The organism is Pseudomonas sp. SJZ077 (assembly GCF_007993905.1).
Lineage (GTDB): Bacteria > Pseudomonadota > Gammaproteobacteria > Pseudomonadales > Pseudomonadaceae > Aquipseudomonas > Aquipseudomonas mandelii.
In genome coordinates, this window is the sequence record NZ_VIUJ01000008.1 from 64,787 (window position 1) to 80,897 (window position 16,111).

The 16,111-nt window shown below is 60.1% G+C and carries 15 protein-coding genes; 7 read left to right on the forward strand and 8 right to left on the reverse strand.

The features are described 5' to 3' along the window. Nucleotides 1–87 precede the first annotated feature (87 nt). Nucleotides 88–876 (forward strand): alpha/beta hydrolase, encoded by a 789-nt coding sequence (locus tag FBY01_RS14130; RefSeq protein ID WP_083376465.1) that lies wholly within the window; start codon nt 88–90, stop codon nt 874–876. Between the two features lie 45 nt (nt 877–921). Here FBY01_RS14130 and treS read toward each other — a convergent pair whose 3' ends face one another. From treS to FBY01_RS14145, 3 genes are all read right to left on the reverse strand, one after another. After that, on the reverse strand, nt 922–2,988 hold the full coding sequence (treS, locus tag FBY01_RS14135; protein ID WP_010455345.1) for a maltose alpha-D-glucosyltransferase: 2,067 nt from the start codon (nt 2,986–2,988) through the stop codon (nt 922–924). A 288-nt stretch (nt 2,989–3,276) separates the two neighbouring features. Then, on the reverse strand, nt 3,277–4,086 hold the full coding sequence (locus FBY01_RS31560; protein ID WP_178113256.1) for a hypothetical protein: 810 nt from the start codon (nt 4,084–4,086) through the stop codon (nt 3,277–3,279). A gap of 149 nt (nt 4,087–4,235) precedes the next feature. Next, nucleotides 4,236–5,639: an MFS transporter gene (locus FBY01_RS14145; RefSeq protein ID WP_083376455.1), complete on the reverse strand. Its 1,404-nt coding sequence runs from the start codon at nt 5,637–5,639 to the stop codon at nt 4,236–4,238. A 129-nt stretch (nt 5,640–5,768) separates the two neighbouring features. On the opposite strand from FBY01_RS14145, the gene FBY01_RS14150 reads away from it, so the two are divergent. Both FBY01_RS14150 and ilvD read left to right on the forward strand, forming a co-directional pair. Next, nucleotides 5,769–6,668, forward strand: coding sequence for a LysR family transcriptional regulator (locus FBY01_RS14150; RefSeq protein WP_010455351.1), 900 nt, complete (start codon nt 5,769–5,771; stop codon nt 6,666–6,668). A 91-nt stretch (nt 6,669–6,759) separates the two neighbouring features. After that, on the forward strand, nt 6,760–8,442 hold the full coding sequence (gene ilvD, locus FBY01_RS14155) for a dihydroxy-acid dehydratase (protein ID WP_145308341.1): 1,683 nt from the start codon (nt 6,760–6,762) through the stop codon (nt 8,440–8,442). A gap of 170 nt (nt 8,443–8,612) precedes the next feature. Here the strand turns inward: ilvD and FBY01_RS14160 are convergent, their stop codons facing one another. After that, nucleotides 8,613–10,226, reverse strand: a complete 1,614-nt coding sequence (locus FBY01_RS14160; RefSeq protein ID WP_077749481.1) for a methyl-accepting chemotaxis protein — start codon at nt 10,224–10,226, stop codon at nt 8,613–8,615. A gap of 227 nt (nt 10,227–10,453) precedes the next feature. Here FBY01_RS14160 and FBY01_RS14165 point away from each other — a divergent pair, with 227 nt between their 5' ends. Both FBY01_RS14165 and FBY01_RS14170 read left to right on the forward strand, forming a co-directional pair. Then, nucleotides 10,454–11,314: a CAP domain-containing protein gene (locus FBY01_RS14165; RefSeq protein WP_010455357.1), complete on the forward strand. Its 861-nt coding sequence runs from the start codon at nt 10,454–10,456 to the stop codon at nt 11,312–11,314. Between the two features lie 99 nt (nt 11,315–11,413). Beyond that, complete coding sequence (locus tag FBY01_RS14170) at nt 11,414–11,806, forward strand: GFA family protein (RefSeq protein WP_145308339.1); 393 nt, start codon at nt 11,414–11,416, stop codon at nt 11,804–11,806. Here FBY01_RS14170 and FBY01_RS14175 read toward each other — a convergent pair. The 4 genes from FBY01_RS14175 to FBY01_RS14190 all read right to left on the reverse strand — a co-directional run bounded on the left by FBY01_RS14175 (nt 11,803) and on the right by FBY01_RS14190 (nt 14,245). Beyond that, nucleotides 11,803–12,162 carry a hypothetical protein gene (locus FBY01_RS14175; RefSeq protein WP_145308337.1) on the reverse strand — a complete coding sequence of 120 codons (360 nt, stop codon included), beginning with the start codon at nt 12,160–12,162 and terminating at the stop codon, nt 11,803–11,805. The two genes, FBY01_RS14170 and FBY01_RS14175, sit on opposite strands and share 4 nt — an antisense overlap. Before the next feature lie 390 nt (nt 12,163–12,552). Next, nucleotides 12,553–13,053 (reverse strand): CinA family protein, encoded by a 501-nt coding sequence (locus tag FBY01_RS14180; protein ID WP_077749509.1) that lies wholly within the window; start codon nt 13,051–13,053, stop codon nt 12,553–12,555. A 71-nt stretch (nt 13,054–13,124) separates the two neighbouring features. Further along, nucleotides 13,125–13,397 (reverse strand): hypothetical protein, encoded by a 273-nt coding sequence (locus FBY01_RS14185; RefSeq protein ID WP_077749485.1) that lies wholly within the window; start codon nt 13,395–13,397, stop codon nt 13,125–13,127. Between the two features lie 125 nt (nt 13,398–13,522). Next, a complete protein-coding gene (locus FBY01_RS14190; protein ID WP_145308334.1) occupies nt 13,523–14,245 on the reverse strand; it encodes a cysteine hydrolase family protein in 723 nt (240 codons plus the stop codon). Between the two features lie 152 nt (nt 14,246–14,397). On the opposite strand from FBY01_RS14190, the gene FBY01_RS14195 reads away from it, so the two are divergent. Continuing rightward, entirely contained in the window at nt 14,398–15,291 is an 894-nt protein-coding gene (locus tag FBY01_RS14195) for an AraC family transcriptional regulator (RefSeq protein ID WP_145308332.1), read from the forward strand. A gap of 135 nt (nt 15,292–15,426) precedes the next feature. Then, the gene (locus tag FBY01_RS14200; protein ID WP_145308330.1) at nt 15,427–15,999 is read left to right on the forward strand and encodes a hypothetical protein; all 573 of its coding nucleotides are present in this window, start codon (nt 15,427–15,429) and stop codon (nt 15,997–15,999) included. Nucleotides 16,000–16,111: the final 112 nt, after the last annotated feature.

Genomic DNA, 16,111 nt, shown 5'->3' on the forward strand with positions numbered 1-16,111 from the left:
TGTAGCCGGACTTGGTGTGCCCCACTACCGATGAACTAAACTCTGGCTCCGATCCAGTGGATTGGGTTTCTCAGCCCAGAGCCGTCAATGTCGCCCACTAAAGTTAGCCGAATGCAACGAACCCTGGTGTTAATCGTCGTCATCCTGGTCGCGTTGTACCTGGCGCTCTGTGCAGCGCTGTTCGTGTTTCAGCGCGCGCTCATCTACTTCCCGCAGCCCAGCGCCATCGAGACGTCCGAAACGCTGCTCAAGCTGACGGTGGACGATGTGGACGTGGCGGTGTCGATCAGGCCCCACGACGGGCCGAAGGCGTTGATCTATTTCGGCGGCAATGCCGAGGATGTTTCTCGCAACCTGCCAGGGTTCGCCCAGGCATTCCCGGAGCATGCGATCTATTTGCTGCACTATCGAGGTTTCGGGGGTAGCTCCGGCTCGCCTTCGGAGGAGTCAATTCAGCGCGATGCCATGACCTTGTTTGACAAGGTCTACGGCACTCATCCGCACATCGCCGTGGTCGGACGCAGCCTCGGTTCGGGGGTCGCCGTGCGCCTCGCCAGCCAGCGGCCGGCCTCGAGCCTGATCCTGATTACGCCCTACAACAGCCTGGAAGACCTCGCCGTGCGCCAGTTCCCGTGGTTTCCGGTGAAGTGGTTGCTGCAGGAGCGCTTTGAATCTTGGAAGTACGCGGCGCACATCACGATACCGACGCTGCTGATCGCGGCGGAGCACGATGAAGTCATACCGCGTTCAAGCACCGAGCTGCTCTACACGCATTTCGCCAAAGGCGTGGCCACGCTGCGAGTCGTACCGGGGGTGGGCCACAATTCCATTTCCGAAAGTCCCGAATACCTGAAATTACTTGGCGATGCGCTGTGAACAACGCCTGTCTATGACCTTGTTCCCAGACGCCTGCCAACGCCCTCAAATCATCGGCGAACTGCTCACCACGCGCAGTGCCAACCCTTCGTAGGCATCCAGGGTAATGGTGAAATCACCCTCAGGCGTGAGATCACCTTCGACTCGCTCGTTGATGATGTCGACCACCGGGCCCGGCGCAATATTGGGCAGGTGCAAGGTTTCGGTGATCGGCGTCGAGCCGAAGTTCAGCGCAGTGATTTGCGTGCCTTTACCGGCCGGCAATTCGTGGACCATGACCAACAGCCCCGGATGCTGGACATCAGGAATCAGGATCTGCCGACTGGCGGCGATATCGTAAGCGCGGCGCGCGGCGAGGATTCTCTTGAGTTGCGAGACGAACGAATCCGAGTCCTTCAACTGGCTGGGCAGGCTGCCGTACAAAGTTTTCGGCCGTGGCATTTGCCCTGCGGACAGCGGTGCGTCCGGATTGAGGTCCACCAGGTCGTAGGCGCCACGATGAATCCAGCGCGTGTCGCCGTCACCCATCAAATGCTCAACCTGTTCCGCTGGCAACGGCAACGCGCCGACCAGGTCCCAGCCGGACAGCGCAAACACGCCCGGTTGCATCGCGTTGTACATCACCAACAGCAAATGCACCTGGCGAATCTGTTGGATGTCCGCCTCGGTGATCGCGTCGAGATCACGAATCCCCAGCGCTGCCGTGATGATACTGGCGGTGGTGCAAGACACGCCGTTGGTGACAAATTTCAGGTTGTAGGGCGCGTGCTCGCCCGCCAGACGTTCGTACATCTGCTCGCGAATGTGTTCACGCAGGATGTTGCCCGGGAAGCTCTGGCCCTGATAGAGGTAGGTGTCATGGGCGTGCAGCGTCCAGAAATGCACCAGCTCCAGGGTCAGTTCGTCGTGGTTTTGCAAGGCATGGATCAGCGACCCCGGGTCGATGCCGAGGGTGTGCATCTGCCGCAGCATCAAGCGCAGGAACTCGGTGTCGCCCATCAACAGCGCGTGCTGGTAGGCCGGTCGGGTGATGAAGTCATAGGAAAGGTCGGCGCCGCCGTGGGACATGTTGGCGATGTCATCGACGGTCAGGTTGAGCTCCTGGAAACTGAAACCGCCGGCCTTGCGGATCGCCCCGGCCAGCAGCTGGTTACCGGTGATCGATAACGGATGGCTTTCAGACCAGGCTGTGCCGTCGAGCTTGCGCTCCACGCCGAGGAATCCGTTGGCGTCCAGGCGCAGGATTTTCGCGCCCATGACGTCAATGGCGTGCAGCGCATCGCCGATGATCATCTGCTGCGCGGCGAAGGTCGGGTCCAGCCAGTTCAACGACGGCTGCCCTTCCTTGAAGTAATGCAGATAGACCCAGCGTCGCGGCTTGCCATCGACGCCGATCACGATTGGCGTCGCGCTCCAGTCGGTCTCCTTGACCCCGGGTTCGAAGAAAATCACCCGTTGCAACTGGCCGACGATGTAGTGCTTGTCCCGGAGCACGTCGACCTGCAGCGGACTGAGATTTTGTGCATCCCGGCCATCGGCGATGTCCGGCAGCAACGGCCAGTCCTCTTCGCGGATTTCGACCATGTGGTAGAGGCCCGGATAGTCTTCATAGGCCATCTCGGCCAGGCGGAAGTCTGCGCCTTTGCCGGTGTGCGAAGGGATCACGTCATCGATGATCACCGCATTGTGCGCGGCGGCCATGCGCACCAGCGCCTGGAGCTGCGCCTCGGTGCCCAGTTCCGGGTCGATCTCGAAACTGACGCGGTCAAAATTGCCGTCAATGGTCGGCGTGCGTTGGGTGCCTGTCAGGCCGCCCGACATTTTCAGCGGCCCGTTGTGAATGCCCTGGATGCCGATTTTCGACAGGGCATGCCATAAGGTTTCATCGCCCAGGGCTTCCAGCACGCTGCCGTCTTCGCGGGTGACGATGGACGCCGGGTAGGCGGTGAACCACACCGAGGCCAAGGCGGAAGCATCACGGGGCCGGGTATGGGCGTAAGGCTGTTGCCACAGTCGACCTTGCCCCGAATAGAGCTTGGCCCGCTGCCTGGCGGCATGCAGCATCGATTGTTCAACCAGCCAGGTCACATGGTTTTTGTCAGCCGCGGTCATAAAAGCAATCACCTGTTGTCGGGAAAAATTGTGCGCGTGGCCATCCCATGCGTACCTGCACCGATGGACCCGTCCTTTTCATATGAGGCCCTGGGTCGGCATTCGTTGCATCACGCGGTGACGATTCAGAATCCGCTTGCTGTTGCAAGTCATACCTGTGGGTGAATCCTTAACACCTATATATCCCTTCGAAGCAACCTAGGCATAAGTGACGTAATTTCGCCTCTGTTTAAGATACAGACGTCAAATGCCAAGGCTTGACCGGACCCAAAAACGTCCAGGCTCAAGTCAATTCGACGCTGACGTCGGATCGCCGGACTCATGCAAAGCCTCTTGGCGTTTGAACCTCCCCTGATCAAATAGGAAAACAGGATGAAAACGCCAAACGTTGTATTGGGCATCGCCCTCCTTGCCACCACCGGCTTGATATCGGCGATGACCCACGCCGCCGAACCACACGCTGGCGCTGCCGGCGGCAGCCGGGCAGGCGGAGATCGGGATGCAACGGCCCCTTTGGTCCAACACGCCGCTGATAAACCCGCTGACCAACACCTTGCCGAGGGCGGTGCTGACCGCTTGAAAGAGCGGCAACTGGCATCGGATGGCTCCGATCATCTGAAGCAGAACAGCCTTGCCGAAGGCGGCGCTGATCGCTTGAGAGAACGGCAGCTGGCGTCCGACGGCTCTGACCACCTCAAGCAGAACAGCCTTGCCGAAGGTGGCGCTGATCGCTTGAAAGAACGGCAGCTGGCGTCCGACGGCTCTGACCACCTCAAGCAGAACAGCCTTGCCGAAGGTGGCGCTGATCGCTTGAAAGAACGGCAGCTGGCATCGGACGGCTCCGACCACCTCAAGCAGAACAGCCTTGCCGAAGGCGGCGCTGATCGCTTGAGAGAACGGCAACTGGCATCGGATGGCTCCGATCATCTGAAGCAGAACAGCCTTGCCTACGGTGCCAACAGCAATATGCGCGGTACGCGTGTAGCGGAAGGCGGGTCTGATCGTTTGATGCAGAACCGTGTTGCCGACGGTGGCTTTGACTTCGGTTCCGACACGAACTCGGACTTCTGCTACGCCTGCCGCTGATCGAGCACCCATTCAATGCTCGACAACAAATCCCCTCACCACAAAAGCTCCACGCTCAGGTGAACAGCAAGACGTCTACAAGGGGCTTTTTCAGTTCCTGAATAACGCTTCCCAAACGCCCGCCAACCCGTTTTTTTGGCGGGCGTTTTTTTTCTTCTGCGTTACGCCACCACGGGTTCTCTTTTCAGCGCGGGCAACGCAATGGCGAACGCCAGGCCAATCAGCCCCGCCGCGACCGCAAAGGTGATCGCCATGCCGTGGGCGACCGCTTCCGGGGCTGCATGGGTGATGTCGGGCGTCGAGGACGCCAGCGCAAACACCGCGCCCATGACCGAGGCGCCGGTGATGAGGCCGAGATTGCGTGACAGGCTCAACAGTCCGGCAATGACACCGCGCTGATCCTGGCTCACATCGGTCATGATCAACGTGTTGTTGGCCGCCTGGAACAGCGCATAACTGGCAGTCATCACTGCAATCGGCGCGAGGTAGCCGATGATGCCGACACGCGCCGGGATCAGCGACAACACGCACGCGCCGAGCGCCATCGCGACGAGCCCCGCCACCGTCATGCGCCGGGCGCCTAAACGATCCACCAGGCGACCTGCAGGGACGCCAGCCAATGCAGCCACCAGCGGACCGACGGACAACACGAGCCCGACCAACGCAGCATTCAAACCGAGTGCGCCCGAGAGATAAAACGGCCCGACCACCAGCGTCGCCATCATCACCGTCGAGACAAGCATGCTCATGGCCAGGCTCGCGCTCAATCCCCGATCACGCAACAGCGCCAGTTTGATCAGAGGCGATGCAACTGTCGCCTCGACGAACAGGAAAACGCCTGCCCCGGCAACAGCGATGAGCAATAACGCAAGGTTCAGCGAACCCCAATCGCCTTCGCCCCATGTCATGGCCAGCGCATACGCACCGAGCGTCAGGGCCAGCACCAGCGTGCCGACCAGATCGAATGCGCCGCGCTGAACCTTCGGCGCTTGGCGATCGGCGGGCAAATAGCGATAGGCGAGCACAGCGTTCAAAACACCCAGCGGCAGGTTGACCAGGAAAATCGCCTGCCAGCCGAAGCCAGAAATCAACACGCCGCCGAGCGACGGCCCCAGCGTCGTGCCGATCGCCGACACCGTGCCGAGCAATCCCATGGCGCTGCCGGTCTGCGCCTTGGGCACCGTCTCACCGACCAACGCCACGGTGAGCGCCAACATGATCGCGGCGCCCAGACCTTGCACGGCCCGGGCGGCGACCAGCCACCCCAGCGACGGCGCCAGGCCGCACGCCAGCGAAGCCAACGTAAAAATGGCGATGCCGGCCAGCATCAAGCGGCGACGACCGACGATGTCGCCCAAACGTCCAACACTGACGATCAAGGTGGTTATCGCGAGCAGATAGGCCAGGACGATCCACTGCACTTGCTGGAATGAAGCGTCCAGTGCCTGGGACAAGGTGGGCAAGCCTGCATTGGCGATGCTGGTGTCGAGCGAAGGCATCAGCATCGACAGCGAGAGACTGGCCAACGCCCAGCGGACCGAACCGGAGGATGCGATAAGTTTCATGGTAGGGCTCACTTGTGAACTGTAGACCTTCAGCGTATGCCGGCGCCTGACAAGGCGGAAGACGCACCGTTTGCACTTGATACCTGCATACAACGCCATGTCACCATCCGGCCGTGCTAACGTTAAAGCATGACGACTCCCGACCTGAACCTGCTGATTACCCTCGACGCGCTGCTCACAGAAGGCAGTGTGGCGCGTGCCGCCCAACGACTGCGGCTGAGCCCGTCGGCCATGAGCCGGGCGCTGGCGCGACTGCGTGAAACCACCGGCGATCCCCTGCTGGTCCGCGCCGGACGCGGCCTGGTGCCGACACCCCGGGCACTGGAACTGCGCGAACACGTCAGCCAACTGGTGCAGCACGCCGAAGCGGTACTGCGCCCCGCCGAGCAGCTGGACCTCAAGCACTTGGTACGAACCTTCACCCTGCGCACCAGCGACGGCTTTGTAGAAAACTTCGGGCCGGCGTTGATTGCTCGCCTCAGCGAGGAAGCACCGGGGGTACGGCTGCACTTTTTGCAGAAACTGAACCAGGACAGCACCCTGCTGCGGGACGGCACGGTCGATCTGGAAACCGGCGTTGTGGCGGACACCACCAGCCCGGAAGTGCGTACCCGCGCGTTGTACCAGGACCGTTTCATCGGCGTGGTACGGCCGGGGCATCCACTGAGCAAGGGCAAGATCACGCCCGCCCGGTATGCGGCCGGCCGGCATGTCCTGGTCTCGCGGCGCGGACGGGACCAAGGGCCAATGGATGATGCGTTGGACACGCTTGGACTGACCCGTGAGATCGTCACCATCGTCGGCGGTTTTTCCGCGGCCCTGGCGTTGGCCCGGGCCTCGGACCTGATCGCGACGGTGCCCGAACGCCACACCCACACGCTGCGCGCCGGCCTCCACAGTTTTCCCCTTCCGGTCGCCACGCCAGTGATCACCGTTTCAATGCTCTGGCACCCGCGAATGGACGCCGATGCCGCGCACCAGTGGTTGCGCGGATGTCTTCGGGCGGTGTGTGCGGGATCGCTGGATTAGCAAACTGATTTTTGTCGCCGCCGGGTCTAGACTCTATGCGTTGCTTCGGGCCACACCGGTCGGGCCAGCGATCTGGATAGAAGGGAACGTCATGAGCGACAAAGACAATTTGCGTAAGTACTCCTCTCAAGTGGTCGACGGCGTGGAGCGCGCGCCCGGCCGTTCCATGCTGCGGGCCGTGGGCTTCACGGATGAAGACTTCAAGAAACCGCAGATCGGCATCGCCTCGACGTGGGCGATGGTCACGCCGTGCAACATGCACATCGACAAGCTGGCCATCGAGGCCGAAAAAGGCGCGAATGCCGCGGGCGCCAAGGGCGTCATTTTCAACACCATCACCATTTCCGACGGCATCGCCAACGGCACCGAAGGCATGAAGTATTCGCTGGTGTCGCGGGAAGTGATCGCCGATTCCATCGAGGTGGTGGCCGGTTGCGAAGGCTTCGACGGGTTGGTGACCGTGGGCGGTTGCGACAAGAACATGCCGGGGTGCCTGATCGGTATGGCGCGGCTGAATCGCCCGTCGATCTTCGTCTATGGTGGCACCATCCGCCCGGGCGCTGGCCACACCGACATCATTTCCGTGTTCGAGGCCGTGGGTCAGCACGCCCGGGGTGACATCAACGAGATTCAGGTCAAGCAGATCGAGGAAGTGGCGATCCCTGGCCCCGGCTCCTGCGGCGGCATGTACACGGCCAACACCATGGCCTCGGCCATTGAGGCTTTGGGCATGAGCCTGCCCGGTTCCAGCTCCCAGGACGCCGTCGGCAGCGATAAAGCCTCGGACAGTTTCCGCGCCGGCCAGCAGGTCATGGAGCTGCTCAAGCTGGACCTCAAGCCGCGCGATATCATGACCCGCAAGGCATTCGAGAACGCCATCCGCGTGGTGATCGCCCTCGCCGGCTCGACCAATGCCGTGCTGCACCTTTTAGCCATGGCGCATGCCGTGGATGTCGAACTGACGCTGGATGATTTTGTCGAGCTGGGCAAGATCTCCCCGGTCGTGGCCGACCTGCGTCCCAGCGGCAAATACATGATGAGCGAGCTGGTGGCCATCGGCGGCATCCAGCCGCTGATGAAACGCATGCTCGCGGCCGGCATGCTGCACGGCGATGTGTTGACGGTGACCGGCAAGACCCTGGCCGAGAACCTGGAAAACGTGCCCGACTACCCCGAAGGCCAGGACGTGATTCTGCCGTTCGATCAGCCGGTCAAAAAGGACTCTCATCTGGTGGTGCTGCGCGGCAACCTCTCGCCGACGGGCGCGGTGGCCAAGATCACTGGCAAGGAAGGTTTGCGCTTTGAAGGCACGGCGCGCGTGTATCACGGTGAAGAAGGCGCGTTGGCCGGGATTCTCAATGGCGAAGTCCGGGCCGGCGACGTCATCGTCATTCGCTACGAAGGCCCCAAGGGAGGGCCGGGCATGCGCGAAATGCTCTCGCCGACGTCGGCAGTCATGGGCAAAGGGCTGGGCAAGGATGTCGCGCTGATCACCGACGGCCGCTTCTCCGGTGGTTCCCATGGTTTTGTGGTGGGGCATATCACGCCGGAAGCCTTTGACGGCGGGCCGATTGCGCTGATTGAAGACGGCGACAGGATCACCATCGATGCTGAGACCCGTCAGATTACGGTGGATGTTTCAGACGCGGAATTGGCCGAGCGCAAGACCCGTTGGGTGCGGCCGGAATCCAAATACAAACGCGGGGTGTTGGCCAAGTATGCGAAGACTGTGTCCAGTGCTTCGGAGGGCGCGGTGACGGATAAATATCTTTAAGGGATAGGTTCTGCGCTGTCTGATCTGGCGCATTCGCGAGCAGGCTCGCTCCTGCATGAGATCTTCATTGAACACAGGATCTGTGTTCGAAGCAGACCCCATGCAAGAGCGGGCCTGTTCGCGAAGAGGCCTTCAATATCACCAAGAATCAATGGATCAGCGCACAAGCCTCAAAGCCGAAACCGATCCACTGACTGCGACAGCTTGCCCGCCAAGGTCGACAGCTCATCAGTCGTCGAAGCCGTCTGGCCAATAATCTTGCTGTTACCCTCCGACATCCCGGCAATCATGTCCACCTGTTGGGCAATTTCGTTACTGGCCAGGCTCTGCTCGCCGATCGTGCGAGTGATGTCATTCACCAGCTCAGTGGTATTGAGCGTGGCTTCGAGGATTTCGCGGATCGCGCGCTCGACGTCGGCGGTCACGGCCATGCCTTTGTCGACCTGCGCCACGCCCGCCTCCATGCTGGTCACCGCCTCGCGGGTGCTTTGCTGGATGCGCGCGACCATGCTGGCAATTTCCTGCGTGGAGGCACTGGTGCGTCCTGCGAGACTGCGGACTTCGTCGGCCACCACGGCAAAACCACGGCCCTGTTCACCGGCGCGAGCAGCTTCGATGGCGGCGTTGAGGGCCAGCAGGTTGGTTTGATCGGCGATGCCCTTGATCACCTGAATGATGCTGAAAATCCCCTCGGACTCCTTGTCCAGCGTGCGGATCACCTGGGCTGACTGCTGCGCCGAACGCGCAATGCCATCCATGTCATTGACCACCTGATGAATCACCCGACCACCGTCCTTGGCCAATGCCTCGGCCTGGTTGGCCATGTTCAGCGCGCGTTCGGCGTGACGGGTGACTTCCTCGATGCTGGCAGTCATCTCACTGGCGGCAGCGGCCATGGTGCTGGCGGCGACGCTTTGCTGCTGGCTGCTGTCGGCGACCTGATGGCAGCCACTGCTTAACTGCACGCTCATGCCGCTGACGCCATGCGCATTGCTGCGAACCACCTCGATCATGCCGCGCAAGTCACGCTGCATGGTCGCCAGGCTGCGGATCAAGGCGCTCGCTTCGTCATTGTGGGTCGGTTCGACAATCGGCTCGCTGAGGTTGCCATGGGCGATGCTTTGGGCAATGCGGCTGGCGGTCTGCAACGGCCCCATGATGCTCGAAATCACCCAGCGTCCCTGGATCAGCAGTAACAACAGGCTGGCGATCAGCACGATACCCAGCGTGAAGTTGGCGCTGCTGATGGCCTGCTCGGTGTTTTTACTGGTCTGTTGGGTGCTGGTTTCGATCACCTCGCTGAGGGCTGCCATCTGGTCTTCCAGTTGGCTGAACGCGGTATTAAACGTGCCGAGTTCCTTTTGCGCGGAATCCGGATTTTCCAGCGCCAGACCGACAATGCGCTCGGCGGCGCTGATGTAGGTGTCGAGGCTCGGCTTGACCTTGTTCAAGCCCGCCTTGATGGTGTCGTTGACCGGCAACTGGAGGTTTTCACCCAGCACTTCACGAAAATGCGCCGCATGCTCCTCGATGGAACTGTGCACCTCGGCTTTGCTGCTGGTGCTTTTGCCCAGTCCGACCACCATCGCGGACAGCACATCGGCGCGCAGTGCGTCGTGCATCATGTCGGCTTCGAGGTGATTGCGCAGCGCGGTCAAGCTGACCTCGTTGTCCTTCACCGCTTCGGCCATCCGGGTGTTTCCCACGTAACTGACCAGGCTCACGATCAGCGCGGTGAGCAAGCTCGTACCAATCAGCAGCAACAAACGTAATTTTATAGACATGGGGTAGCCCTCTCGGTACGTCGCTTTTATGAACACGTTATCGGCGGCGCCCGCCACTCTTTGATGCCTGACGCCGGACTTTCAGTGTTTTGCGACATGCGGTAGTCACCGCCGCTGTCTCCAGCGCAAATTTCCCCTCTTCACGCCTGAACCTAGCGCCTGAACGCAAGTCTTAGCCGAGCCGTGAATTCCCATTGCCGCTGTCATCTCATCAGAGCTGCCGTCCCATGCGCCAACCTCGCCTTGCCTTGCGTTTTGTCTCGCTCTGTTTCATGCCTTTGCTTGCTTTGTTTGCCAGTCCTGCTTATGCCAGTGGTGAACGGCAACTGGTGGAAGCCATCAACGACTACCGCGCCCACCCGCAACGTTGCGACAGGCGCCCGGCCCAACGTTTGGCCCCGCTGTCATTGAAGTCGAACCTGGCGTTGCCGATTGGCTATGGCGGCGGTTTGCGCGATCGATTGAAGGCTTCAGGCTATGCAGCGGTGACGGTGCGCACCCTGCGTGTGGTAGGCGCGCAGGACGCCGACGAAGCGTTTGACCTGTTTCAGGACGAGTATTGCGGGGCGCTGCTGGATAACCAGTACGCCGACATTGGCGTCAGTCGAGCCCGAAGCGAGTGGCAGATCGTGCTGGCGCAACCCGTTCTCGATAGCCGTGTGGGTGATTCCCGTGCGGCGAGCAAGGGGCTGTTGGCGCAGGTCAATGCCGCCCGGGCCAAATCACGGATGTGCGGTCGTCAGCGCTACCCCGCCGCACGACCGCTGAGCTGGAACCCCGCCCTCGGCGCGGCAGCGCAAGGGCACAGCAAGGCCATGGCCTATGGCAATTACTTTGCACACCGTGACCCCGACGGTGATGGCCCGGCGGATCGAGCAAGGGCCGCCGGTTACCGAGGCCGGCAGATCGGCGAAAACATCGCCGCCGGGCAGAGCTCACCGGGCAAGGCAATGGCAGGCTGGCTGGCCAGCCCCGGGCATTGCGCCAACTTGATGAACCCGATGTTTACCCAGGTGGGCGCGGCGTATGCAGCGGACGCACGCAGTGATGAAGGGGTTTACTGGACGATGATGTTTGGTGCGCCGTGATCCTGATTCTGCGCTGTCGCTTTCTGAGCGGTGAAGTCATGGCCAAACCTTGCGCCGGGCGGCTAAAGTGGCGCGACGAAAATCATGGAACCGATGAACATGGACGAGCTTCACCAAGGCAGTTGCCTATGCGGCGCCGTTGAATATCACGTATCCACCGAACTGAAAGCCGTCACCCACTGCCATTGCAAAAAATGCCAAAAGAGTCATGGAGCGGCATTCGCGACGTATGCGAGCGCTCCCAGGTCGACGGTTTCAATGGTTGCCGGTGCAAAGGTGCTCAAGGGCTACGAATCGTCCAAAGGCGTCACACGCCAATTCTGCTCCCACTGCGGGTCTTCGCTGTTCTGGTCTGATTCGAAGGGGGCGTTTTCGGACTGGGTTTCGATAGCGATCGGTACGCTGGATACGCCTTTCCTGGCCTTAAAGCAGAAACACACCTGTATTGAGTCCAAAGCGTGCTGGTACGAAGCCGATTCGCTACAGGGCTAGCGCTTACGCGCCAGGCGTTGCTGCCAATTGCCGCCATTGGCGCGCTGGCATTGTTCTTCAGAATCAAACTGCACATGGGCCGCGACCGATCTGACGTGTACATCCGCTTCGCTTAACGCTGTAGCCGTCAGTTCGACCATGCGTTCGCCCTGCCCGCTCGCCAGCGCCTGATCCTTGTTGGCCTGGGTGTCGAAAACCCAGACCACCCTCAGGCTGGAAGGAAACTCCTCGTAATCGACTTCGTGGGTCAGCCATTCAAAGCCGACGATGTGCGCTTTGGCCGTTTCACACGCCTCAGTCAGGGTGGCAATCAGGCGACGCTCGATGTGTGCCTGATCGCGTTTGCTTAAACCCATGGGGAATCCTTTGATGGTCGAAATATTAAACCGCTGTCAATCGTTCACTTCTTGGGGCAATCGATGCTCCCTGTCAATCAAACCGATTTCGCCGGACTCCAGGTTCCTGAGTCAGCCCACAAAAGGCCCCGCCAGCCACTGTCTGATGGAAGCGACAAGATCGGCAAAACCCGAAACCCGGTACATTTTCCCCTTGTTGAATAGTCTTCAACAGCTCCAGCCGCAACCCTTCCAGATCCTCTGATCGAGCGCCCATGCGCTTGGCGGTAGCGACCAGGACATCCGGAGGCATCCCGTCGTCCAACAGGGCCCAGATCGTTAGCGCTGATGGTTTTGTTCATGCTATCGAACCCCGACTCACTCGAACGGGATAACCGAAGTGTTCATCATCTAGCCCCGCTCGCCGTTGAGCATGGCCTGATGAAACGTCGGCAATTCTTTCAAAGCATACAACGACGCCTGCTGAAGCACGGACTCCCGACTGCCAGAAAATCGCTGCTTGCGGCTGAATACCGCCATTTCCTGCCCTGCCATGAAGGCCCATGCAAAGCAAACCGTGCCGGCTGGAATACCATCAACATCCTCCGGCCCCAGCAGCCCTGTCGTGGACACCGCCACGTTGGCCGGGCTGTCACGCAGCGCGCCGATGGCCATTTCCCGAGCCACTTCGCAGCTGGTGAGATTAAAGGTCTCGATAGTGATTGCACTGACTGCGAGCAAGCGTTGCTTAGCCTCGGGTGAGTAAACCACGTAGCCGCTTTCAATCAGCTCACCGCTGCCGGGCACCTGGGCCAGCAGCGTGATGATACTGCCCGCCGTGCAGGATTCTGCGGTGGTCAGCCGCAACGACTGTTGACGCAGATAATCGACGACTGTTTCAACGATCGACATCGCACTTAACCCGTTTTCCGTGTTTAACACCGAATCAAACTTCAGCCTCAGCTGTGCACCGGCGAAGCTCATCAACCGCTCCTCTTCCTTAGTGCTCGGTGATAATCCTCGCCCGCGATGGCGCGCAGGTACGCTTGATCGGCCTCAACCCTGAGGTCGCGCCATTCCTGCCAGCTCACGATTCCCAGGCGATCCATCTCGTCAGACTGACGAATCAGTTCCTCGTGATACGCATCGGGGCACTCCATGCGCAGCTTCAAGTCCTCCAGGACAAGATGCCAGGTGTTGAGCGCACGCAGCTTTTGCTCTTGCGCCGGAGTCAGCAGATTGGCAAACGAGTGCATGGCAGCGCCCCCCTAGAGTTCTTTCAGAATGGATCAATCCATCGTGAAAGCGGTTCAGGTGCACCGACCAAAGGCAGTTTTTCAAGGCTGCGCCCCAATGGTGAGACGCAGTCCATTGCCATGGCTTATTTCCCGTTAAGAAACTCGACCGTTTGCGCCGTACTCCACAACGCATTGGCGATGTAGCGATAGTTGATCAGCGCTGCCAGGTAGCCATCGCCCTCGGGAGTCGTCGGGCCGGCGGTGGCGTCCCGAACCACGGCCACTTCGAAGCCAAGCTCCAGCAGTTCACGCAAGTGCGACTCGACACAGAGGTTAGCCGCCATGCCCGCCAGAATGATTTGCGACACGCCGTGCTTGCGCAGCTGCAACGCCAGGTCATTGGTTTCCGGGCCGTACACCTTGTGTGGTGACGCGATGATGGTTTTGCCGTCGAGAATGTAGGGCTTGTACTCGGGCATGAAGTCGGCACCGGAGTTCTCGAAACCGTCGAGGGTCAGCGGCCCCTTGCGATCAAACATGCAGATACTGTGCATGACCTTCTCAAGCGGTCCGCCGAAATGCCAGTCGTGGTCACATGGATAGTAATAGTGCGGCGAAACGGCGACCGTGATGCCCGCGCCCTTGGCGGCCGCAAACAGCTGGCCGATGTGCTTGACGGTATCGTGCTCGACGATGCTTTTTCCAAACACGCCCCAGCTCACGCCTTCGGGGCTGAGGAAGTCGATTTGCGGATCGATCACCACCAGCGCGGCCCGCGAGAGGTCAAGCTTCATGCCGGGATCGGGCAGCGCAGGCTCTGCCGGGTCTGCATACTGGAGGGCGATGCGGTTCGAATCGTTGCTCATGACAGTGGACTCCGGTCGATAACAGGAAAATCGCTCTGCGCCATGGCGCCCGGGTGGGGCGTTGTCTACCATCGGCGAGAACTTCATCCTATTGCCCTGCCCTGCGCGGCTTTTGCCTGGACGTGCAGAGTCTTTACCCGGTCGTCTCTATCATGGATATCCTGTCCGAATTCTTCGAACGCACCAACCTTCAGGGCAGGCTGTTCTTCTCTGGCAGGGTCGATGGCACGCTGGTGCTCGACAAGCCTCCTGGCATGGCGTTCATCCATGTCATCAGTGAAGGCGGGATCGACATGGTGCAACCCGGCCTGCCGAAGATCTCCATCACCGAACCCAGCGTGTTGTTTTGCCCGAGCAGCTGCCGCTACCAGTTGCGCGCCAGTTCGGCACACGGCGCCGAGCTAATCTGCGCCTCGTTCCAGTTCGGGCGCAACGCCCTGCAACCCTTCCCTCTGGGCCTCAAGGAAACGCTGGTTTTCCCGTTCAGTGAACTGCAGAACATCACGCCCGTGATCGGCTCACTGCTTGCCGAATTCAAGGATCAGGCCCCTGGTAGAACCAAAGCGCTCAACCTGTTGCTTGAGTACATTTTCGTGGTGTTGGTGCGCCGTTCGGTCGTCGAGCAAAAGATTTCCAGCGGCCTGCTTTATGCGCTTCAGGATGGGCGTCTTGGGGCGGTTTTCCAACGTGTTCACCAGGAGCCGGAGGCGCTGTGGACTGTCGAGAAACTTGCTGGCCTGGCGAACATGTCCCGGTCGAAATTCTCTGCGTACTTCACGCAGATCATGGGTACATCACCAATGGGCTACGTGACGGCCTGGCGGATGAAAGTGGCCCAGGACCTGCTACGCGACGGGGTTCAGATCAAAGTGGTTGCCGCATCGGTCGGGTACAGCTCGCAAGCTTCTTTCTCCCGTACTTTTCTCAACGTGATTGGCTGTCCACCGGCCGAATGGCTGAAACGTGATGCCGCTGGGGAGGTGCCGCGGGTGACCGCGCGCGTGCAGCGGGTTCGGTCGGATGACGCGGCAAATGAAACTGCGTGAGTTCGCGTTTTTGTGTCTTCTAGCGCCTTAAGTTTTATACTTCTGTCCCGGCGCCTAATACACCGGGGTGCGGTATCACCACCGCCCATGGAAGACGTCCGCGCACGACAAATCAATCGAATGGAATCCATCACAATGAGTTTCACTGCTATACAAAAAGTCTCCACTAAAGCCTGGTTCGCGCTTGCGGCCCTGGTGACAGTTCTAAGCGGCATTGCAACGATTTACGCCACGTTTCACGAAACCAACCCCAACAATCCCCGCTTCATAGGTCGCTGGACGACCGATTACACCTACCCGATCACCAACGGCACGTTCGAATTCAAGGGAATGACAGAGTACTTCCGCAACGGACGGTACAACGTCAATGGCGTTGTCTTTGTGGACGGAACCGTTGAAGCCAAACCTTACCGGCTTGAGTACAGCGTAAACGGAGCCGGTAGCTGGACGGCCGATTCCAGCCTGCTTTCGTTCACATTGGCTGACATGAAATCAGTTCCCAAGTCTTACGTAATCAACGGCACAGCCATTTCCCCCTTGCTGGTTGCCAAGTTTGCCGGGCCCTCCTTGCCAAACTTTAGCGACGGCTTAGCGTCCGGCGCTTCCGACGAACTCAAAATCCTGATGATCAAGGACAATGAGATAACGCTTGAGGGTAAAGACCCGGCAGGGAATGCCTTCACCCTACAGACGTACAGACAGCACTAGGTTTCAGCAGAAAAAGCGTTTGTGCCTGTGCTGCTGTCTTGGCGGGCAAACCACGCTTCCACAGAGATAGGGGTCGATCACGTCTTGTGTGAACGACGCAGGTCAACCGTAG

Bases quoted from the DNA above. Each gene is read 5' to 3' on its own strand.
- FBY01_RS14185 (WP_077749485.1), bottom strand. From the start codon at position 13,397: ATGCACTCGTTTGCCAATCTGCTGACTCCGGCGCAAGAGCAAAAGCTG.
- FBY01_RS14180 (WP_077749509.1), bottom strand. From the start codon at position 13,053: ATGTCGATCGTTGAAACAGTCGTCGATTATCTGCGTCAACAGTCGTTG.
- FBY01_RS14170 (WP_145308339.1), top strand. From the start codon at position 11,414: ATGGACGAGCTTCACCAAGGCAGTTGCCTATGCGGCGCCGTTGAATAT.
- FBY01_RS14145 (WP_083376455.1), bottom strand. From the start codon at position 5,639: ATGAAACTTATCGCATCCTCCGGTTCGGTCCGCTGGGCGTTGGCCAGT.
- ilvD (WP_145308341.1), top strand. From the start codon at position 6,760: ATGAGCGACAAAGACAATTTGCGTAAGTACTCCTCTCAAGTGGTCGAC.
- treS (WP_010455345.1), bottom strand. From the start codon at position 2,988: ATGACCGCGGCTGACAAAAACCATGTGACCTGGCTGGTTGAACAATCG.
- FBY01_RS31560 (WP_178113256.1), bottom strand. From the start codon at position 4,086: ATGGGTGCTCGATCAGCGGCAGGCGTAGCAGAAGTCCGAGTTCGTGTC.
- FBY01_RS14175 (WP_145308337.1), bottom strand. From the start codon at position 12,162: ATGGGTTTAAGCAAACGCGATCAGGCACACATCGAGCGTCGCCTGATT.
- FBY01_RS14165 (WP_010455357.1), top strand. From the start codon at position 10,454: ATGCGCCAACCTCGCCTTGCCTTGCGTTTTGTCTCGCTCTGTTTCATG.
- FBY01_RS14195 (WP_145308332.1), top strand. From the start codon at position 14,398: ATGGATATCCTGTCCGAATTCTTCGAACGCACCAACCTTCAGGGCAGG.
- FBY01_RS14200 (WP_145308330.1), top strand. From the start codon at position 15,427: ATGAGTTTCACTGCTATACAAAAAGTCTCCACTAAAGCCTGGTTCGCG.
- FBY01_RS14190 (WP_145308334.1), bottom strand. From the start codon at position 14,245: ATGAGCAACGATTCGAACCGCATCGCCCTCCAGTATGCAGACCCGGCA.
- FBY01_RS14160 (WP_077749481.1), bottom strand. From the start codon at position 10,226: ATGTCTATAAAATTACGTTTGTTGCTGCTGATTGGTACGAGCTTGCTC.
- FBY01_RS14150 (WP_010455351.1), top strand. From the start codon at position 5,769: ATGACGACTCCCGACCTGAACCTGCTGATTACCCTCGACGCGCTGCTC.
- FBY01_RS14130 (WP_083376465.1), top strand. From the start codon at position 88: ATGTCGCCCACTAAAGTTAGCCGAATGCAACGAACCCTGGTGTTAATC.